The organism is Rhizobium sp. SVR5-9E (assembly GCF_056755095.1).
Genome location: NZ_JBNDHS010000050.1, coordinates 25,155 through 46,462 on the forward strand (window position 1 = coordinate 25,155; position 21,308 = coordinate 46,462).

At 60.8% G+C, this 21,308-nt stretch carries 13 protein-coding genes and 1 pseudogene; 6 read left to right on the plus strand and 8 right to left on the minus strand.

The window, feature by feature from the left end:
* Window positions 1-120 precede the first annotated feature (120 nt).
* Both recQ and dnaG read right to left on the minus strand, forming a co-directional pair.
* Window positions 121-1,977: a DNA helicase RecQ gene (gene recQ, locus ACPYOJ_RS21165; RefSeq protein WP_481417991.1), complete on the minus strand. Its 1,857-nt coding sequence runs from the start codon at window positions 1,975-1,977 to the stop codon at window positions 121-123.
* Window positions 1,977-3,962: a DNA primase gene (dnaG, locus tag ACPYOJ_RS21170; RefSeq protein WP_481417992.1), complete on the minus strand. Its 1,986-nt coding sequence runs from the start codon at window positions 3,960-3,962 to the stop codon at window positions 1,977-1,979. The genes recQ and dnaG overlap by 1 nt, the downstream gene beginning before the upstream one ends.
* 659 nt (window positions 3,963-4,621) lie before the next feature.
* On the opposite strand from dnaG, the gene ACPYOJ_RS21175 reads away from it, so the two are divergent.
* Complete coding sequence (locus tag ACPYOJ_RS21175) at window positions 4,622-5,473, plus strand: hypothetical protein (protein ID WP_481417993.1); 852 nt, start codon at window positions 4,622-4,624, stop codon at window positions 5,471-5,473.
* A 12-nt stretch (window positions 5,474-5,485) separates the two neighbouring features.
* Here the strand turns inward: ACPYOJ_RS21175 and ACPYOJ_RS21180 are convergent, their stop codons facing one another.
* Window positions 5,486-5,938 carry a GatB/YqeY domain-containing protein gene (locus tag ACPYOJ_RS21180; RefSeq protein ID WP_481417994.1) on the minus strand — a complete coding sequence of 151 codons (453 nt, stop codon included), beginning with the start codon at window positions 5,936-5,938 and terminating at the stop codon, window positions 5,486-5,488.
* Window positions 5,939-6,214: 276 nt separating this feature from the next.
* Here ACPYOJ_RS21180 and carA point away from each other — a divergent pair, with 276 nt between their 5' ends.
* Both carA and ACPYOJ_RS21190 read left to right on the plus strand, forming a co-directional pair.
* The gene (carA, locus tag ACPYOJ_RS21185; RefSeq protein WP_481417995.1) at window positions 6,215-7,420 is read left to right on the plus strand and encodes a glutamine-hydrolyzing carbamoyl-phosphate synthase small subunit; all 1,206 of its coding nucleotides are present in this window, start codon (window positions 6,215-6,217) and stop codon (window positions 7,418-7,420) included.
* 139 nt (window positions 7,421-7,559) lie between these two features.
* Entirely contained in the window at window positions 7,560-8,669 is a 1,110-nt protein-coding gene (locus ACPYOJ_RS21190) for an acyltransferase family protein (RefSeq protein ID WP_481417996.1), read from the plus strand.
* Between the two features lie 18 nt (window positions 8,670-8,687).
* Here ACPYOJ_RS21190 and ACPYOJ_RS21195 read toward each other — a convergent pair whose 3' ends face one another.
* Both ACPYOJ_RS21195 and ACPYOJ_RS21200 read right to left on the minus strand, forming a co-directional pair.
* On the minus strand, window positions 8,688-10,076 hold the full coding sequence (locus tag ACPYOJ_RS21195) for an MATE family efflux transporter (RefSeq protein ID WP_481417997.1): 1,389 nt from the start codon (window positions 10,074-10,076) through the stop codon (window positions 8,688-8,690).
* A gap of 146 nt (window positions 10,077-10,222) precedes the next feature.
* A pseudogene (locus tag ACPYOJ_RS21200) lies at window positions 10,223-11,471 on the minus strand (TCR/Tet family MFS transporter).
* A gap of 335 nt (window positions 11,472-11,806) precedes the next feature.
* Here ACPYOJ_RS21200 and olsE point away from each other — a divergent pair.
* Window positions 11,807-12,760 (plus strand): ornithine lipid hydroxylase OlsE, encoded by a 954-nt coding sequence (olsE, locus tag ACPYOJ_RS21205; protein ID WP_481417998.1) that lies wholly within the window; start codon window positions 11,807-11,809, stop codon window positions 12,758-12,760.
* 6 nt (window positions 12,761-12,766) lie between these two features.
* Here the strand turns inward: olsE and ACPYOJ_RS21210 are convergent, their stop codons facing one another.
* Window positions 12,767-13,693 (minus strand): LysR family transcriptional regulator, encoded by a 927-nt coding sequence (locus tag ACPYOJ_RS21210; protein ID WP_481417999.1) that lies wholly within the window; start codon window positions 13,691-13,693, stop codon window positions 12,767-12,769.
* 110 nt (window positions 13,694-13,803) lie between these two features.
* On the opposite strand from ACPYOJ_RS21210, the gene ACPYOJ_RS21215 reads away from it, so the two are divergent.
* On the plus strand, window positions 13,804-14,799 hold the full coding sequence (locus ACPYOJ_RS21215; protein ID WP_481418000.1) for an aldo/keto reductase: 996 nt from the start codon (window positions 13,804-13,806) through the stop codon (window positions 14,797-14,799).
* Window positions 14,800-14,856: 57 nt separating this feature from the next.
* On the opposite strand, the gene ypfJ is transcribed toward ACPYOJ_RS21215, so the two are convergent.
* Together ypfJ and ACPYOJ_RS21225 are read right to left on the minus strand one after the other, a co-directional pair.
* The gene (gene ypfJ / locus ACPYOJ_RS21220; RefSeq protein ID WP_168830543.1) at window positions 14,857-15,789 is read right to left on the minus strand and encodes a KPN_02809 family neutral zinc metallopeptidase; all 933 of its coding nucleotides are present in this window, start codon (window positions 15,787-15,789) and stop codon (window positions 14,857-14,859) included.
* Between the two features lie 182 nt (window positions 15,790-15,971).
* Complete coding sequence (locus ACPYOJ_RS21225) at window positions 15,972-16,910, minus strand: phosphatase PAP2 family protein (RefSeq protein ID WP_481418001.1); 939 nt, start codon at window positions 16,908-16,910, stop codon at window positions 15,972-15,974.
* A gap of 346 nt (window positions 16,911-17,256) precedes the next feature.
* Between ACPYOJ_RS21225 and carB the strand changes: the two genes are divergently transcribed.
* A complete protein-coding gene (gene carB / locus ACPYOJ_RS21230; protein WP_481418002.1) occupies window positions 17,257-20,742 on the plus strand; it encodes a carbamoyl-phosphate synthase large subunit in 3,486 nt (1,161 codons plus the stop codon).
* Window positions 20,743-21,308 lie beyond the last annotated feature (566 nt).

Here is a 21,308-nt window from a genome sequence, read left to right on the forward strand (position 1 = left end):
TCCGCACAAGTACCGCAACTGAGATAGGAGCGGCAACCGGGGGCGGCAAGTCTGACGGCCGGGATGGACACCGTTATTGCAGCGCTCTTACCGCCCTCGGGAGCCGGGATGACGAAGACCCTAGTCGTCGTGGCTCAGGATGACCTCGATAAACGCATCGCCGTAGCGCTCGAGCTTCGACTGGCCGACACCCGAAATGCCGAGCAGCTCCTTGTGTGTCCGCGGCCGCTCTGTCGCGAAGGCAATGAGCGTCGTATCGGGAAAGACGACATAGGGAGGCACGCCGAGCGATCGCGCAATCGCTGTCCGTTCCGCGCGCAAAGCCTCGAAAAGCACCCCGTCCGCGCCCGACAACACGGATCGGCTCTCGGCTTGTGCCGCCTTCTTGGTCCGGCGCTCGGAGGCCGGACGATCCTTGCGGAAGAAGACCTGGCGATCACGCTTGAAGACCGCACGCGCCTCCGCTTCCAGTTTCAGCGCGCCAAACGCATCATGATCGACGCGGATGAGCCCCATGGCCAGCAGCTGGCGGAAGACCGACTGCCATGTCCGCGAAGGAATATCGCTGCCCGCTCCAAAGACCGGCATGGTCGTGTGGCCGAAGCGCTCGGTCTTTTCATTGACGTTGCCGAGAAGCACGTCGACCACATGGCCCGTGCCGAAGCGCTCGCCCGTGCGATAGATGGCGGCCAGCGCCTTGATCGCCGCATCCGTCCCATCCCAGGTCTCGACCGGCTTCAAGCAGGTATCGCAACTGCCGCAATTACCGGCATGCGCCTCGCCGAAATGCGCAAGGATCGCCTGGCGGCGGCACGAAGCCGTTTCGCAGATGGCGAGCAGCGCATTAAGCTTGGATCGCTCGACCCGCTTGATCTCATCGGCGGCGCTGCCTTCGTCGATCATTCGTCGCCGCTGGATGACGTCAGCCATGCCATAGGCCATCCAGACCTCGGACGGCAGCCCGTCACGCCCGGCGCGGCCAGTCTCCTGATAATAGGCTTCGACGGATCCCGGCAGATCGAGATGCGCCACATAGCGCACGTTCGGCTTGTCAATCCCCATCCCGAAGGCAACGGTCGCAACCAGGCACAGCTCGTCTTCTTTCAGGAAGGCATCCTGATTGGCATCGCGAAGCGCGCGATCCATGCCGGCATGATAAGGCAGCGCCCGGATGCCTTGTCCGTTCAGCCACTCGGCCGTGTCCTCGACCTTGGCACGCGACAGGCAGTAGACGATGCCGCTATTGCCCTTGTGACCCGACAGAAACCGGAGCAACTGCTGGCGCGGCTGATCGCGCTCGACGATTTCGTAGCTGATGTTCGGCCGATCGAAGCTGGTCGTGAAAATCTTGGCATTGTTCAGACCAAGCCGTTCCACGATGTCGTCGCGGGTGTGCGGATCGGCAGTCGCCGTCAGCGCAACGCGCGGCACATCGGGAAAGTGCTCCGCAAGCTTGCCGAGCTCGCGATATTCCGGTCGGAAATCATGTCCCCATTGGGAGACGCAATGCGCCTCATCGATGGCGAAGAGCGCGATCTTCGAGTTGCCGATCGTATCGCGGAACCCCTCCATCAGGATGCGCTCCGGCGTCACGTAGAGCAGGTCGAGCTTGCCGACGGAAAGCGCGCGGCGAACCTCGATAAACCCCTCCCGCGACAATGACGAATTCAGCGCGGCGGCGCGAATACCGAGCTGCTTCATCGCTTCCACCTGATCGCGCATCAGCGCAATCAGCGGCGAAACGACGATGCCGACACCCTCGCGGCAGAGCGCAGGGATCTGAAAGCAGAGCGACTTGCCGGCGCCCGTCGGAAAGAGCACGACGGCATCGCCGCCGGAGACGACATGCTCGACCACTTGTTGCTGCTTGCCGCGAAAGGCCGGATAGCCATAGACACGGTTCAGGATGCCGAGGGGCGAGCGCTCCGCGGCGAACAGCGCATCCCCCGCCGAAAATGCTGTATCTCCGCCGTCCATCAATGGCTTGCCGCGCCCTTCACGCGCCCTGAAAGCACGCCGAAGCCGTCGATGATCGCCTCCTGGTTTTCCAGCCGCAGGCCCTCGAAATGAACTTCCTGCAGCGCGCGCATCAACTGGTCGATGACGTCGCCGTCCCCGGCTTCCGTCGCCTCGGCGATCTCGCGTTCGAGTTCGATCTTCTGCCAGCGCAGCGCCTTGGCGCGCTTGTGGAAGGCAAGCGCCTGACGATACCCCTCGCGAGCATCCTCCATAGCGGCTTCCTCCGTCGCGATCCAGAGACGTGCATTGCGGATCTGCTGCTCCAGGCTCTTCAGCAGCGTCCCGAAGCCCTGCTCCTCCAGCCGCTCGATCAGATATTCGCGCGTCAGATGCGGCCCGGCGACGGCCGCCGCAGCACCGAGCACACCGGACCAGAGGCGTTGAAGCTCGCGATTATCGTAGTCGATCGAAGCGATTTCGTCGTATTCGTCCTGCATCAGCGCAGGATGATTGACGATGGTGAGCGCAAGCACGCTTTCCCGCAACGCCGGAATGTCCTGATGTCCATGCACGAGGCCCGAGCGCGCGAGACGCTCGGAAACACCGCCGCCGGCGATGCGCGCGCCACGCGCCTCCTGCTGTCCACCGCGCCTGCCCGGTCCACTGCCACGCTCGAAGCTGCGCCGCTCGCCGCCACGGTTCTGGAACTGCGGCTGAAAGAATGCGTTCAGCCTGTCGCGGATATCCTGCTGATAATGGCGGCGAACATTTTCGTCGGCAATGACGGCAACCATCTGCTTCAGGCGCGCTTCCAGTTCGGCGCGCGCCTCTGGCGTATCGAACTTGCCTGTGTTGAGCTCGCGGCTCCAGAGCATTTCGGCAAGCGGCTTTGCCTGGCTCATCACCTTGTCGAAAGGCGCGCGGCCCTCATGGCGCACCAAGTCGTCCGGATCCTTGCCGTCGGGCAGCAACGCAAAGCGCACGCTACGGCCGGGTTTGAGGTACGGCAGTGCCAGATCCGCCGCCCGGTTTGCGGCGCGGATACCGGCGCCGTCGCCATCGAAGCAGAGCACCGGCTGCGGCGTCATTTTCCAAAGCAGCTCGAGCTGGTTTTCGGTGAGCGCCGTACCGAGCGGCGCCACAGCATTCTCGACGCCTGCCTGATGCAGGGCAATGACATCCATATAGCCTTCGACGGCGATGATCGTCTGCGCACCGTCCGCACCTTGGATGGACCGCCGGGCACGCGCAAAATTGTAGAGCACGTTGCCTTTGTGAAAGAGCTCGGTCTCATTGGAATTGAGGTATTTCGCCGGTGCATCCGGCGACATGGCGCGTCCGCCGAAGGCGATCACCTTCTCTCTTGAAGAGAGGATCGGGAACATGATGCGGTCGCGGAAACGGTCGTAACTGACCGGCACGTCCGGCCCATGAACGACAAGGCCGCAGGCCTCGATCTGCTCCTTGGCGACGCCCTTGCCGGCCAGGAACTCCTTGAGCGCATTGCGGCTGTCCGGCGCAAAGCCTAGACGGAAGGTCTCGATCGTGCGACCCGTCAGCCCACGGTCGCGAAGGTAGGCGCGCGCCCGCGCGCCCGTTGCTGTCTGCAGCTGGTCCTGAAAGAACGTCGTCGCCAGTTCCATGACGTCCAGAAGGGAGCCGCGCTCCTTCTCGCGCCGCTCCATGACAGGATCGGCGATCGGCATTGCAACGCCCGCCATGTCGGCGATCTGCTGCACCGCTTCGGGGAAGCTGAGGCCCTCGAGGTCTGTCAGAAAGCGAAAATGATCGCCTGTGACGCCACAGCCGAAGCAGTGATAACGGCCCTTGCGGTTTTCGCAGTGGAAGCTCGGAGACTTTTCGCCGTGGAAAGGGCAGCAGGCCCAATAATCACCGCGCGATACATTTGTCTTGCGCTTGTCCCAGCTCACGCGCCGGCTGATGACATCCGAAATCTGGACGCGGTCGCGTATCTCGTCGAGAAAGGAATTGGAAAAGCGCATATGAACCTCTTGCAAGCCCAATCATATACGCAGGTTTGCCGCAGCGTGCCATGAACTTTGCCGCGAACGCGCGCTATTCACAGGTGGCTGACGATTGTTTTAAAAAATACAACTCAAGAAAGCGTGAGCATCCGCATGCGCGCGCTGCGACATTTGTGCACGAAGCCGCGAATTGTTTCGTATTTCCACGTTATCGAAGCGAGTATTTTAAAGAGAAATAACAACAAGAATACAAATGCTTACAAAAACAGGTCGCGGGCGGGGACAAATAGCTGCGACGGACTGTTGGCGTCCCTTCCGCCACCTGTGACGGCCGTGCGACCGAAACATTATATTTTTGTAAGTTGAATCCACTGCTGCGGCGCAATACGGTCCATCTCAACAAAGCGATCCCCGAGCGAGGCACCATCCCTACCCCCGGCGCCGCCTCGCAAGGGTGCCTTTGCAAATAAGCCGCTGGCTGGGCCTCAGCCCTGCGTTGCCAGCGACAGCAAAGTGCAAGAAGGCAGGAGCGCCCCCAGCTCCTGCCTTCTTTGATTCTACGCTTTAACCCTGCCGGTTAACTCCAGCTCCGAATTTTACTCATCTTTGTCAAAAGTGACATTGACAGGCGCAAGCTTCGTATCAGATGGAATACGTGTACCCGTCTGGATTGTCCGATGCCTTTTTGCCCCGAAACACTTTCATCCAATGAGCGTTTTTTTGAAGCAGTACTACTGTGCGCAAATGAGATGCTTACGATCTACCGGGACAGTCCGCGTATTGCGTCGATCTTTGCTTCGCAGCAACGATGGCTCATGGCACATGCCGGATTTGGGCTGCATTACGGCTATCCCGATGACACGAAGAAGGGCCTGTATTCCGGCCGCTTTGTCGAATTCGTCGTCGGCAACAAGATCGCCAGCCGCAACACCGCTGCAGCCTTCGTGCAGGAAATGCTGGTCTATCGCTACCTGAGGACGGTCAGCGGACAGAGCGATCGGCGCACAAGGCTGCTTGAACCAACCGAAACGGCTGAGCACCATTTTCTGAAGTGGCTGCACGCCCATCTGCTCGTTCTCGACGGCCTTGATGGCGGAACCCGGCTCGCGCAGGTCGGCTCGGACCCTTCGGTCTTCGGTAAAATTCAACCGATGATCGCCAAGGCGTTCATCGGGACCGAGGCGGTGCGTGACCCCGGCCGGACCTTCAATCTTTTCAACTGGGCGAATTCCGGGGGGCTGATCATGGATTATCTGATGACGCGCCTGCCGGGGTTCGACCGGTCAAAGGAACGCATGTCGGTCGGCCCCGTATCACTCGGCGAAATCCGCGCGCAGTTCATGATTTCGAACACGCACCTGAAGCGCCTGCTTTCGCATGCCGCTGAAATGGGAAGCATTGGCTGGGAAGAGCCGCCGCGCAAAGGCGATCTCTGGCTTTCGCGCGGCTTCATTCTTGAATACGTGAACTATCAGGCCGCGAAATTCGCGATCGTCGATGCCGCGACCGAGACAGTGCTCGGCCGTTAGCGCCTTTCAAGACTATTTCAGCAGTTCCTTGACGGTGCCGGAGGCCTTGGCGAAGTCCATCTGGCCGGCATAACGCTCCTTGAGAACAGCCATCACCTTGCCCATATCCTTCGGGCCTTCCGCACCGGTTTCCGCGATAATGGCAGAGATATTGGCGCGCACTTCCGAATCGGAAAGCTGCCTAGGCAAAAAGTCCTGGATGACCACTACCTCCGCGCGTTCCTTGGCGGCGAGCTCCGGCCGGGCGTTCTCTTCATAGATCTTCGCCGATTCGTCGCGCTGCTTCACCATCTTGGCGAGGATCTGCAGAATCTCCTCATCCGAAGCCTCGTTCTTGCCGGAACCGCGGTTGGCGATATCGCGGTCCTTGATCGCCGCCTGGATGAGGCGGACGGTCGAAAGCCGCTCGGCATTCCTGGATTTCATCGCGTCCTTGAGGGCAGTGGCGAGCTGATCGCGCAGCATTGATTTCACTCCTGTTGAATGGCGCTTCATAAACCAGCCGGATGGCAGCGATCAAATAAATTGCGCGATTTCCCGCACGAAGCGCAGGAAAAGGCCGCCGATTCGCGCTAGAAAGATTGACGCAAGAGCAGAGCGCGGCTATCTACCGCCACCTGCACCAAAATTCGTGATCAGGCCTGAGACGCGCGGCGACAACCTGCGCCCATACGCTTGCCAACACAAATGGCACTCTGGCGACGGCCCAAGACGTCGAGAGCTGCCGGAAACGGGAAGAAGATGACCGCAACAGCACCCTGGACAACCGACAAGCCGACTGCCCTGCTCGTTCTGGCAGATGGAACCGTGATTGAAGGCAAGGGCATCGGCGCCACCGGCAAGGTGCAGGCCGAGGTGGTCTTCAACACGGCCCTGACCGGTTACGAGGAGATCCTGACGGACCCTTCCTATCTCGGCCAGATCGTCACCTTCACCTTCCCCCACATCGGCAATGTCGGCGCCAATGACGAAGATATCGAAGACCTAGCGCCTGCAGCGCGCCACGGCGCAGTCGGCGTCATCTTCAAGGCGGATATGACCGAGCCTTCCAACTACCGCGCGGCCAAGCATCTCGACGCCTGGCTGAAAGCCCGCGGCATCATCGGCCTCGCGAGCGTCGACACGCGCGCCTTGACCGCCTGGATCCGCGAAAACGGCTCGCCGAACGCCGTCATCGCCCATGACCCGAACGGCGTTTTCGACGTCGACACGCTGAAGGCGGAAGCCAAGGCGTGGAGCGGTCTTGAAGGCCTCGACCTCGCCAAGATCGCCTCTTCCGGCCAGTCCTCGCAGTGGGCGCAGACACCATGGGTGTGGAACGAGGGCTACGGCGAACTCGCGGCTAGCGACGCCAAGTATCACGTCGTCTGCCTCGACTACGGCGTCAAGCGCAACATCCTGCGCCTCTTCGCCGGCCTCGACTGCAAGGTCACGGTGGTGCCGGCGACGACCAGCGCCGACGATGTGCTCGCCATGCAGCCGGACGGCATCTTCCTGTCGAACGGCCCGGGTGACCCGGCGGCAACCGGCGAATATGCAGTGCCGGTCATCCAGAAGTTGATCAAGACCGACATCCCCGTCTTCGGCATCTGCCTCGGCCACCAGATGCTCGGCCTCGCGCTGGGCGCCAAGACCGAAAAGATGCACCAGGGCCATCACGGCGCCAACCATCCGGTGAAGGACCATACGACGGGCAAGGTCGAGATCGTCTCCATGAACCACGGCTTCGCGGTTGACACGAAGTCGCTGCCGGAAGGCGTTGAGGAGACTCACGTTTCGCTGTTCGACGGCACCAATTGCGGCCTGCGCGTCAGCGGCAAGCAGATCTTCTCGGTGCAGCATCACCCGGAAGCCTCGCCCGGCCCGCAGGACAGCCACTACCTCTTCCGCCGCTTCATCAACATGGTGCGCGCGAAAAAGGGCGAGGAATCTCTCGCCGAGCGCTGATCTAAGACCGGCAAGGGCGTTCGCGACTAGACGTGTGCCCTTGTTATTTTTCTCGCCGAACGCGTTAATTGCAATTTAAGGACGCTCTTCTAAGACAGACTCTCAGGACTGAAGCCGACCTTCGCCTGGGATGCAATCTATGCAAGAGAAAAAGCATATACCGAGCCTGGACGGCTTGCGCGGCATCGCTGCGGCTGCGGTCGTGTTTTCCCACATGGATCTGATCTTTCCGTCGCTCGGCCATCTGATGATCGGTGGTATCGGCGGACGCGCCGTTGCAATCTTCTTCTCGCTCAGCGGCTTCCTGATGGCCTATCTCTACGGCGAGAGGCCGATCAGTCGCAAGGCGGTCTCCGATTTCCTGGTCAGCCGCTTCTCCCGCATCTATCCGGTCTATCTGGTGGCGGTCGTCGTCGTTGTCGTTCTGTCCAGCATTCCGGGCTTCGAATTCATCAATCCGATCCATGGCCCGACGGAGATCATTCGACACATCGTCCTACTTGGATCGAGCGGTGTGCTCTGGTCAATTCCGCCCGAAATCCAGTTCTATCTGCTCTTCCCGCTGATCTGGCTGTTCTTCAGCGATCGCAAGCGCTACCAGGCGCTCGGCATGCTGATGGCAGGCCTCTTGGCCGTCAACGCGCTTCTTGGTTTTCCCGGCCCTGGTATCCTGTTGCTATCGAAGCTTGCCTTCTTCCTGCTCGGCACAGCAGCCGGTAGGCTGTATTCTATCCTGGACAAACAACCACCGGGCCGTTCGATGGGCATAATGGCCCTGACACTGCCGTTCTTCATCCTCGTCTCGAACCACGTGTTTCCGACAAACGACAATGCCTGGGGGCTTGAACCTGCCTTCGCCGGCGCCCTCGCCGTGCTGGTCGTCTCGGTTGAACACCCGATCTCAGCTACGCTGTTCGCTGCGCCACCCATGCGTTTCCTCGGAAAAATCAGCTTTTCGCTCTATCTCTTCCACGTCCCGGTGATGTTCCTGATGGCAAATGCTTTGTCAGGCATTCTACCGATATCGATCGTCATTCCCTCGGCGCTCGGCGCGGCGCTGTTGATTGCATGGATGAGCTACGAATGCATCGAGACGCCAGCGCGCCGGGTGTTTGTATCGCTCTGGCGCCGTCATGCGTGGAGCGCCGCAATAGCTACGCTACCGGTTGTGTCGACACAGGTAAAAGGCGAGATCGGTCCGGGCGTTTTTCATCTCGGCTCAGGCGGACAGCCAAACACGCCAGCTTGAACCATCAGTGGCACAGGCCTACGACTCGCGGCGTACGAGAATGTAGAAACGACCGCATAGCATGACCGCTGCCGCCGCCAGACCGACGAGGAAGCCGAACCAGATGCCGACCCCGCCGAAACCGAACGGGAAGGCAAAGAGCCAGGCGAGGAAGAAGCCGATCGGCCAGTAGGCGATCAGCGCCATGATCATCGGCACACGCGCATCCTTGAGCCCGCGGAGCAAACCGTTGGCGATCGCCTGCAGGCCGTCGACCAGCTGGAAGAGACCGGCAATGATGATCAGCGGACCGGCATAGGCGAGCACCTGCGGCGCTTCCGGCCGGCTGACGTCGAGGAACCAGCGCGCGAAGAACTCCGGCATGATTGCAAACAGGATACCGCCGATCGCCGCGATCGCCGCGGCAATGATCAGCACGGCGATCGACGCCCGTACCAGGGCGCGGTGATCCCCCTGGCCGTGGGCAATGCCGACGCGCACCGTCGCCGCCTGGCTCAGCCCAAGCGGGATCATGAAAGCGATGGAGGCCCATTGGAGCGCAATGCCGTGCGCCGCAAGCTCGATCGTGCCGATATGGCCCATCAGCAGCGAGGCCGCGGTAAACAGGCTGACTTCGGCAAGGATGGTCACGCTGATCGGAAGGCCGAGGCGGGCGACATCCCACAGCGCATGCCAATCCGGCCGCCAGAAGCGCACGAGGATTTCGTAGCGCCGCGTCTCCTCTCTTATCTGCACATAGGCGAGGATGAAGAAGAAGCCCGCGGTCTGCACCGCGACGGAAACGATCGCGGCACCTTCGAGACCCATCGCCGGAAACCCGAAATGACCAAGAACGAGGCAATAGGCGAAGATCGCGTTCATCACCAGCATGACAATCGTCACGTTCAGAACGACGGCGGCCTTGCCGATCGCGCTGACGAGCGCGCGCATGACATTGTAAAGAAGCCCCGGCAGCAGGCCGAAATGGCCGATCAGGATATAGCCGTGCGCAAGCTTCGCCACTTCCGGCTTCTGACCGGCGGCGAGCAGTATATCCTCCGCATAGAAGAAGGCTGGCTGCATGACGAGCCAATAGGCTGTGACCACCCAAAGACCCATGCGGATCGACCGGCGCACTGTGACGGTATCGCCCCGGCCATAAGCCTGTGCGACCATCGGGATGACCGCGATGGAAAAGCCCGAGCCGAAAATGAGGATGGTGAACAGAAACTGCGCCGAAAGCACCATGGCCGCCAGATTTTCGGCGCCGAGGCGGCCGACGATCATCACGTCCGTCGTGTTGATGCCGAGCTGGGCAAGCTGCGCGCCGATGAAGGGAATGCCGAGCGCCAGCGTGGCGCGGAAATGCGCACTCCAGCGATTGTCGGTTTGCGGCACAAGCCTGTGCACGTCGATCGGCGCGTCCATCAGAGCCATTCCCGTCGTGGCTGAATCACTTCCGGCCGCAGCTAGCGGCAAAGTAACACCGCGCCTTAGATCAAAGCCTTACGAAGAACCATCCCAAAACAGGCAAATGATGAAAAATTCATCACCGGATCACGGAATTTGATGGCTCACTCCGCCGGCGCCTCCAGGGCTTCCGCAGGTTTTCCGGTCCTGACCTTCGCGAGGAAGACCAAAGCCGCACTGAGAATAAAGAATGCGGCCAGCAGATAGGGAGCGCCGGCAAAAGTCACCGGGGCATCCGGCCCGGTGAAATAGCCGAACAGCTGCGTAAAGATAAGAGGGCCGACAATGGTCGTGATGCTGGTGAGGCTGGTCAACGCGCCCTGCAACTCGCCCTGCGCCGATGGCGGAACCTTGCCAGCGGCTATGCTGCGAAGCGGCGGATCGGCCAGGTTTTCCATGACGGTCATGATGATGACCACGTAGACCATCCATCCCTCCCAAGCGAAAGCATAGCCCGTCAGGCCGATGACCGAAAAGGAGAGGCCGACGACCGCGGTCCTCCGCTCGCCGAGCACCGGCACGATCTTCGGCAGGATAAGCCCCATAACGAGGGCAGCACCGATGCCATAGATGCCGAGCGAAAGACCGATCTGGCCCTCGCTCCAGCCGTAGCGGTAGGTGGAAACGAAGGACCAGACGGCGGGATAGACGGAATGCGCCAACCAGAAGAGGAACATGACGGCGCCGATCCAGCCGATGCCCGGATAGTTGCGCATCTGTTTCAGCGCCCCCAGAGGATTGGCCCGCTTCCACTCGAAGGTTCGCCGATGTTTCGCGTCGAGCGTTTCCGGCAGAAGGAAATAGGCTGCGGCGAAGTTGAGGAAGGAAAGCAGAGCCGCGCCCAGGAATGGAACGCGCGGGCCGAATTCGCCGAGGAGGCCGCCGATGACCGGGCCGATGGTGAAGCCGACGCCGAAGGCGATGCCGATCAGGCCGAAGTTCTTGGCGCGATTCTCGTCATTGCTGATGTCGGCGATATAGGCCGAGCAGGTGGCAAAGCTGCCGCCGCTGAAGCCGGCAAGCGCCCGGCCGACGAAGAGCATCCAGAAGCTGGCGGCGACCGCACAGATGAAATTGTCGATCGCAAAGGTCAGCACCGACAGAAGCAGGATCGGGCGGCGGCCGAAACGGTCGCTGAGGTTGCCAAGGAACGGTGCGAACAGGAACTGCATGGCGGCGTAGACGACCAGCAACCAGCCGCCGTCAAGCGCCGCATCGCTGACGGTGCCGCCCGTCAGTTCCTCGAGGTAGGCGGGCAGCACCGGCATGATGATCGCAATACCGATCACATCCAGAAAGAGGGATCATGAAAACGAGGAAAAGCCCGCGGCGAACGAATTTCGGATCAAGCATGAAAACATCTCTTGAGAGGACTGCTTTCTGGAAAGACGATCTCATCGCCAGGAATGTTACATAGCCAAGGCCAAAAAGTGAAACAATACGTGAACATTTCAAAGTTTTTGATCAAGACGCCAGCGAAATTGATGCACGGGCGGAACAATATGGGAATCAAGCCGTGCGCGCTGCTCTTTCACGAAATAGACGAAGGCGCTGTCGATCGATGCGGTGGACCCAATCAAGCACAAATTTTTGTGCCTTGCGCACGAGGTATGGCCAAACGCCATGGACGCCGCTTGCCGTTGCGCGCTATAGACTGATCCCCGCAACGAGGTTGAAGAAAGCGGCGAATGGCAGCGGACGGCAAGGGCATCCTCTACTCGACAATGTCGCGGTTGCTGTGGCCGATGTTCTTGGTGCTCGGTCTTGTGGGGGCCGATTTCGCCTTCCGGTCGTCGGCCCCGCTCTTCTGGTTCAATGTCGTCTATCTCTCCATCGTCGCTCTCATCGGCTTTGCGGAACGCCTCATGCCTTACGAGCGAAGCTGGCTCTCCAAGGATGGAGAAACGTTCAACGACATCGCCCATACGCTGCTGAGTAAGGGGGGCGTGCAGCTTGTCGCGGCCATCGGCGTGACGGCGCCGATGGGGGCTGCAACGCTCGCCAAGTCGTTCTGGAGCGCGCCCTTTCCCATCTGGCCGAATGACTGGCCGCTGATGCTGCAAGTGATCCTCGGGCTCGTCGTCGCCGAACTCGGCCTTTATGTCGCCCACCGCGTCGCGCATAAAAATCTTTTCATCTGGCGGTTCCACGCGCTGCATCACAGTGTCGGGCGGCTCTGGGTCGTGAATACTGGCCGGTTCCACATCGTCGATTCCTTGTTCAAGATCGCACTCAGCCAGGCGCCGCTCTACCTGATAGGTGCGCCCCTGCCCGTCTTCCTGTGGATCGGCGCCGTCACGGCTTTCATCGGCCTCCTGACGCACTGCAATCTCGATGTGCGAACAGGTCCTCTCGACTACGTCTTCAGCACACCCCGGCTCCATCGCTGGCACCACTCCCGGATTCTTGCCGAAGGAAACACCAACTACGGAGAAAACCTGGTCCTATGGGATCAGCTTTTCGGCACCTATTTCAATCCGCCCCGGCCTTCCTCGATCGATATCGGCATCAGCGGGCGGATATCCGAAGGCTTTTGGGCGCAGCTCTCGCAACCCTTTTCGTCAAAGGGCGCGCGGCAAATTCTGGGACGGGCGCCAAGGGCCGCGGTCGAAATCGCCGAGACACCGCAGCCGGAACAGTAGCGGCTCCTAACGGGTGGCGGCCGGGTTTACGTCGGACAGACGTTGCTCCCGCTTCACGAAATCGACGAAGGCGCGCAGAGCGGATGGCATGTGCCTGCGGCTGGCGTAGTAAAGGAAGGGTCCGGAGAATTCCGTAACCCACTCTTCAAGGACCGGCACGAGTTCGCCGCGCGCTATAGCCGGCGCGAGCGCTTCCTCGAAAGTGCGAATGACGCCGAGACCGGCGATGGCCGCGCTGACCTCCATCTCGATGGCATTGGCCACCAGCGGGCCGGAAGGCGAGATCACCAGCCTTTCCTCTCCGCGCTCGAATTCCCAGCCGACCGTGGCGCCGCTGAGGAAGCGGTGGCGGATGCAGTCATGCCCCAGGAGTTCCTTCGGGTGTCGCGGCACGCCCCGTCTTTCGAGATAGCCAGGTGAAGCGGCCGTTATATAGCGCTGGCGGCGCGGGCCGATCGGCACGGCGATCATGTCGCGCTCCAGTCGCTCGTCATAACGGATGCCTGCGTCGTAACCAGCGGCAAGCACGTCGATGAAGCTGTCTTCGGCAATCACTTCGAGGGTGATCTGCGGATAGCGAAGCAGGAACCGATTGGCAAAATCGGACATGAAAAGCTTTGCCGCGATCGTTGGTACGTTGAGACGCAGCGTCCCGGCCGGGCTGTCGCGAAAATTGTCGAGCTGGCCGAGCGCCGAGGCGACCTCGCCAAGCGCCGGCGCAAGCCGCTCCAGCAATCTCTCGCCTGCCTCCGTGGGTGTCACGCTACGCGTCGTCCGGTTGAGAAGGCGCACGCCAAGGCGCTCTTCGAGACGCCGGAGGGAATCGCTGAGAGAGGAAGGCGAGACACCACGTTTTCGGGCAGCCGCGCGAAAGCTGCGCTCCCTTGCAATGGCCGCGAAGGCGTCCAGATCACTGAGAGGCAAATCATCCATTGTGCGCTTTTCCGTACAGCCTGTTCTGAGTTATCCGGATTTTCGCACAAGCCAGCCTCGCGTAGAAGCACTTTCAAGGGTGTCGTTCGGCATTCGAGAAGGAGAGAGAAATGCAGACCTATCGCTTGGGAAAGACAGGACCGGAAGTATCCGCCATCGGCCTCGGCTGCATGGGCATGTCCGGCATGTATGGGCCCTCGGACCGCGCGGAAGCCATCGCCACTATCCATGCGGCGCTCGATGCGGGCGTGAACCTGCTGGATACGGGCGATTTTTACGGTATGGGCCACAACGAGATGCTGATCGGCGAAGCGCTGAAAGGCCGCAAACGCGAAGACGTGGTGATCAGCGTCAAGACCGGAGCGCTGCGCGATCCGCAGGGCGCCTGGACTGGCTATGATTGCCGCCCTGCGGCGCTCAAGAACTTCGTCGCTTATTCGCTGCAGCGTCTCGGCGTCGACTACATCGATATCTACCGCCCTGCCCGCCTCGACCCGAATGTTCCGATCGAAGAGACTGTCGGCGCCATCGGCGACATGATCAAGGCCGGTTACATCAGGCATATCGGTCTTTCGGAAGTCGGCGCCGATACAATCCGCAGGGCGGCCGCCGTCCATCCGATTGCCGATCTGCAAATCGAATATTCGCTGATTTCGCGCGGCATCGAGGATGCAATCCTGCCCGTCTGCCGCGAGCTTCGTATTTCGATCACCGCTTACGGCGTCCTTTCCCGCGGTCTGATCAGCGGCCACTGGCAGAAGGGTCAGGGAAGCGGCAAAGGCGATTTCCGGACTTTCAGTCCGCGTTTCCAGGAGGGCAATGTCGACCGCAATCTGGCGCTCGTCGAAGAACTCCGGAAAGTCGCCGGAGCAAAGCAGGTCTCGATCGCGCAGATCGCAATCGCCTGGGTTGCCGCCCAAGGCAAGGACATCGTCCCGCTCCTGGGCGCCCGCCGCCGTGACCAGCTGACAGAAGCGCTTGGTTCACGGGCCGTCCAGCTTTCGCCGGACGATATGGCAGCGATCGGACGCGCTGTGCCGAAGGATGCCGCAGCAGGCGCACGCTACCCGGATGCGGAATTGAAGCACATGGATAGCGAAAAATAGATCCTTGCCCTTGCCGGCCTCAGAGCCAAAGGCCGGCGAGGAGCAAAGCCATTTCGCTCAGATCGGGCCGGAGAAGGTGTCGCAGGCGGCGAGCTGGCCGCTCTCGAAACCGCGCTTGAACCAGCGCACGCGTTGCTCCGAAGTGCCGTGATTGAAGCTCTCCGGCACGACATAGCCCTGGCTGCGTTTCTGCAGGGTATCGTCGCCGATCTGCTGGGCGGCGTTCAACGCTTCCTCAAGATCGCCGGCTTCGAGAATGCCCTTCTGCTGGGTAAACTTGCCCCAGATGCCCGCGAAGCAATCGGCCTGCAGTTCGACGCGCACCGAAATCTTGTTGGCATCGGCTTCGCTCATGCGCTGGCGCGCCTCGTTGAATTTCGGCAGGATTCCCAGCAGGTTCTGAACATGGTGGCCGACCTCGTGGGCCACGACATAGGCCTCGGCAAAGTCGCCGGAAGCGCCGAACCTGCTGCTGAGCTCCTCGAAGAAAGCCGTGTCGAGATAGACCTTGCGATCAACAGGGCAATAGAACGGCCCGGTCGCTGCGGATGCGAAGCCGCAGCCTGACTGCGTCGCCTCGGCAAAGAGCACCAGGGGAGGCTCTTCGTATTGCCTGCCCTGCGCCTGAAAGATCCCGTTCCAGGTATCCTCTGTCTCGGCCAGCACTGTCCGCATGAAGGCCGTCATCTCGTCATTCGCAGGCGGGCTGCTTCCTTCCGATTGGCTTTGCTCATAGCCGGTGCCGCCCGTCATTCCGCCGTCGATAACCTGCAACAGATCGATGCCCATAGCCTTGAAGAGCAGATAGATCACGACGAGGAAGATGATGGTGCCGATGGAAAGCCCGCCTCCCCTGCGGCCTACGCCGCCTCCGGACGGAAAACTGAAGCCGCCGCCGCGGCCGAACGGATTACGGCCCAATCCGCCGGGCGACGGATCTCCACGGCGATCCTCGACATTGTTCGACTGACGACGGCCTCTCCATTCCATCTGAACTCTCCCCGGCATGCGCTTGTCTACCCTAGAAGGGTCTATATATCCGGGCAGAACGTGAATTCCAGAAGGCTCATGCGAAGAGCCTTGGACGTGGGCGAAACGCGACGACGGCGCCTATGCCGACAATGGATGCAGCCGTATCACTCCTGATGAGTTTGGTGGTCCTCCGGCTTCGCTCACCGAGCTTGCTCAAGTGCTTGATGGCCGGCCGTTTTGACGCCGCGCCTGCCGAAGATCCCGAAACAAGCGAGGGCAATCGAAACTCCGGCCACCCCAGTCCCGGCGATCACATCGGCGAGATAGTGACTGCCGTGAGAAATCGCAGAAATGGCCATTGCGAAGTTTAGAATTGCAACCGGATACCGCAGCACTCTGTTCCTCCACGCTGCCCACGCACAAATGCAGGCGACGGCCACATGGCATGACGGAAAGGTAAGAATGCCCTCGACTTCGTTGGCCCGCACGACAAAAGGCATGCCACTCCGGACTGCGTTGAACTGCTCAAGGAAAGCATAACCAAAGTGTGGGTTGATGTTCCGCAATTGCGTGGGATCAACCGCAAGGACGGAGTAGGCGCTGAGTGCGGGTGTCCAGATCGAGATAAAACCGGAAATGCTGCAAGCGAGCGCAAAGCAGATTATCATTCCATAAGCTCGCTCTGGCTCATCGAACATGATCAACAGCAGCGGCAAAATCATCAGTTGATAGCCGAACGAGACATAGGCGGCAAACAACAGGCGCGCCAGTAAAGCGTTCGAATCCACGGCTTGAACGAATGCAAGCCAATCAAATCCCAACGCTCTGTCGACATCGAGAAGCCACTCGTCTGCCAGTGGATGGCCGGACGAAACGAAGATGTATGTGCATATTAGCAATGCAGTCGAGAGAATTATCGTCACGTACTGCACTTCGAGTATCAAGGCCATTTTATTCATCATGCGCCAGCGGCAATAACGGCACATTGCCGAGAGCAACACTGCGAGTGCATAGAACAACCCGAACGAATTTACATCGATGGAGATAGTCGTAAAAGGCAAAGCCAAGATCATACCGAGATTGACTAATAACGCTGCAGCGAACAGCATCAGCCGTGCACGTCTCAGTTCCTTGTTCATTGCTGATTACATCCGTCGACATCTCGCATGACAATCAGTATCAGCAACGCCTCTTAAGATTCTCGCAAAGATCCTGCGAAAACTCTCGTCATGATTGAGTCATATGGAAATTTCGCCGTGGCGGCGGCGCGGAGGCACCCAATTTGATGACTATGATTGGCAATCAAAATCGCCATGGCTTTGCTGTCCCTCGAATTCCTGTCGATTCCGTGATTTATGGGGTTCCGTTTGCGGAAGCATTTGCCTATAAGCCGCTTCTAGCCTGAAAAGACCCTCAATGCGCGACCCGACCCGGTGCCCTCCCACCCTGGCCGGCTTTTTGCGCAGCTAGAAACGGATATCGCCCATGCCGAAGCGCCAAGACATCAAATCGATTCTCATCATCGGCGCGGGACCGATCGTCATCGGCCAGGCCTGCGAATTCGACTATTCCGGCACCCAGGCCTGCAAGGCGCTGAAGGAGGAAGGCTATCGCGTCATCCTCGTCAATTCCAACCCGGCGACGATCATGACCGATCCGGGCCTTGCGGACGCAACCTATGTCGAGCCGATCACGCCTGAGGTCGTTGCCAAGATCATCGCCAAGGAGCGTCCGGACGCGCTGCTGCCGACCATGGGCGGCCAGACGGCGCTCAACACCGCCCTCTCGCTGAAGCGCATGGGCGTGCTCGACCGCTACAATGTCGAGATGATCGGCGCCAAGCCTGCGGCAATCGACATGGCCGAAGACCGCGCCCTCTTCCGCGAAGCCATGGTTCGCATTGGCCTGGAAACGCCGCGCTCGATGCTCGCAAACGCCACCGACATCAAGGATGCCGACCGCAAGACGCATGAGGCCCAGCGCGCCAAGCTGCGCGAAAGCCTCTCCGGCCCGGACCTCGATACCGCACTGGACGAGTTGGAAAACCAGTGGAACCTCGGCGAAAGCGACCGCAAGCAGCGCTATTTGAACCATGCGATGGCGATTGCCGCGCAGGCGCTCGATCATGTCGGCCTGCCGGCTATCATCCGTCCCTCCTTCACGCTCGGCGGCACCGGCGGCGGCATTGCCTATAACCGCTCGGAATTCTTCGATATCGTCGGGGGCGGCCTCGATGCTTCTCCCACCACCGAAGTCCTGATCGAGGAGTCGGTCCTCGGCTGGAAGGAATTTGAAATGGAAGTCGTCCGCGATAAGGCGGACAACTGCATCATCATCTGCTCGATCGAAAACATCGACCCGATGGGCGTCCACACCGGCGACTCGATCACCGTCGCGCCTGCGCTGACGCTGACCGACAAGGAATACCAGATCATGCGCAACGCCTCGATTGCGGTGCTGCGCGAGATCGGCGTCGAGACGGGCGGCTCGAACGTCCAGTTCGCCGTCAATCCGAAGGACGGCCGGCTTGTCGTCATCGAGATGAACCCGCGCGTGTCGCGTTCCTCCGCGCTGGCCTCCAAGGCAACCGGCTTCCCGATCGCCAAGGTCGCGGCCAAGCTTGCGGTCGGTTATACGCTGGACGAGTTGGAGAACGACATCACCGGTGGCGCGACGCCCGCCTCCTTCGAGCCGTCGATCGACTACGTCGTCACCAAGATCCCGCGTTTTGCCTTCGAAAAATTCCCGGGCGCGTCGCCGGTCCTGACGACGGCGATGAAGTCGGTCGGCGAAGTCATGGCGATCGGCCGCACCTTCGCGGAATCGCTGCAGAAGGCGCTGCGCGGTCTCGAAACCGGACTTACCGGTCTCGACGAAATCGAAATTCCGGACATGGAAGAAGGCGAGCCCAGCCAGAACGCCATCCGCGCGGCGATCGGCACGCCGACGCCGGACCGCCTGCGCATGGTCGCCCAGGCGCTGCGCCAGGGCATGAGCGAGGCCGAAGTTCACGAAGGCTCCAAGATCGACCCCTGGTTCATCGCCCAGTTCAAGGCGATCGTCGATATGGAAGCCCGCATTCGCGAGCATGGCCTGCCGACCGACGCCGCAAACCTGCGCATGCTGAAGGCCATGGGCTTCTCCGATGCCCGCCTTGCGACGCTGACGGCCAAGCGCCCGAAGGAAGTGGCCGAGCTTCGCAACAGCCTGAACGTCCGCCCGGTCTTCAAGCGCATCGACACATGCGCGGCCGAGTTCGCCTCGCCGACCGCCTACATGTACTCCACCTATGAGACGCCGTTCGTCGGCGCCGCGCGCTCCGAGGCACAGGTCTCCGACCGCAAGAAGGTCGTCATCCTCGGCGGCGGCCCGAACCGCATCGGCCAGGGCATCGAATTCGACTATTGCTGCTGCCATGCCGCCTTCGCGCTGAAGGATGCGGGCTACGAAGCGATCATGATCAACTGTAACCCGGAGACGGTTTCGACCGACTACGACACCTCCGACCGCCTCTATTTCGAGCCGCTGACGGCCGAAGACGTGATCGAGATCCTGCGCGCGGAGCAGGAAAACGGCGAAGTTGTCGGTGTCATCGTCCAGTTCGGCGGCCAGACGCCGCTGAAGCTTGCCGAAGCCCTGGAAAAGAACGGCATCCCGATTCTCGGCACCGCGCCCGACATGATCGACCTCGCCGAAGACCGCGACCGCTTCCAGAAGCTTCTGATGAAGCTCGATCTCAACCAGCCGAACAATGGCATCGCCTACTCTGTCGAACAGGCCCGCCTTGTCGCCGCCGAGATCGGCTTCCCGCTGGTGGTTCGCCCCTCCTACGTGCTCGGCGGCCGCGCCATGCAGATCATCCATTCGGAAGGTCAGTTGCAGAGCTATCTGCTCGACACCGTTCCGGAACTGGTGCCGGAAGACATCAAGCAGCGCTATCCGAACGACAAGACCGGCCAGATCAACACGCTCCTCGGCAAGAACCCGCTGCTCTTCGACAGCTACCTGACCAACGCCATCGAAGTCGACGTCGACTGCCTGTCCGACGGTACGGATGTTTATGTCGCCGGCATAATGGAACACATCGAGGAGGCGGGCATCCACTCGGGCGATAGCGCCTGCTCGCTGCCGCCGCGCTCGCTCTCGACGGACCTACTCGACGAGCTGGAACGTCAGGCAAAGGCCATGGCGAAGGCGCTGAATGTCGGTGGCCTGATGAACGTCCAGTTCGCCATCAAGGATGGCACGGTCTACGTTCTCGAAGTCAACCCGCGCGCCTCGCGTACCGTTCCCTTCGTCGCCAAGACCATCGGCGCGCCGATCGCCAAGATCGCCGCCCGCGTCATGGCCGGCGAGAAGTTGGATGCGACTTTTGCCGCCTACGGCGAAAAGCCCGATCCGCGCGCGCTGAAGCACATCGCCGTCAAGGAAGCCGTCTTCCCGTTCGCCCGCTTCCCCGGCGTCGATACGCTGCTCGGCCCTGAAATGCGCTCGACCGGCGAAGTCATCGGACTCGACACCGACTTCGCGCTTGCTTTTGCCAAGTCGCAGCTCGGCGCCGGCGTCGAACTGCCGCGCGACGGGACGGTTTTCGTCTCCGTCCGTGACGAGGACAAGCCGCGCGTCCTGCCGGCGATCCGCGTTCTGGTCGGCGAAGGCTTCAAGGTGCTGGCCACCGGCGGCACCGCCCGCTTCCTCGGCGAAAACGGCATCGAGGCGACGAAGATCAACAAGGTTCTGGAGGGCCGTCCGCACATCGAGGACGCGATCCGCAACCGCCAGGTCCAGCTCGTGATCAACACGACGGATGGCACCAAGGCGATTTCCGACTCCAAATCGCTCCGTCGCGCCACGCTGATGCAGAAGGTGCCCTACTATACGACCATGGCCGGCGCGGAAGCCGCCGCACAGGCGATCAAGGCCCTGAGGGCAGGAAGCCTCGAAGTCCGTCCGCTGCAGCAGTATTTCTGAGACGACCGGAAGCGGAACCGTACAGCAGCTTTCCGCCTCCAGCGCCGGCCAGGTGGTCGGCGCGGGACAGACACTGATGGGTTCTTGTTTCCGATGAAGCCGAGCTTGTCGTCGATGCGCTTATGCCCTCATGGGGAGATCGGGTTCGTCCATGAGGGCAATGAGTGACGATTAAGGCCGACGCCTTCCCTTTCACACGTTATGGTACCTTCAAGGGGAAAGTCGTTTCTTTGTCGGATGACGCCGTCACCCCTGAAAACGCGCAGGCTCTGCAGGACCCGACAATGGCGGCCGCAGGATGGGTAACAAGCACGAAATCTATGTTGACAATGCAAGCTATGCGTGAAATTTTCCGATTGGGGACTGACCGGTATATTTCGCAAGCGTCGAACCTATTCGGACGATCCGGCAATGGGCCGCGTCGCTGACTGAATGCAAGCCACTCGTTCATCCATGTGACGACCGGATCGAACATCGAGGCGACTGATCGGTTGATGAAGGCGGCAGGTGCGGAGTTTGTTGGGGGTGCGTATGTTGTTTGACGGAGTTGTCAGGCTGCTGACATT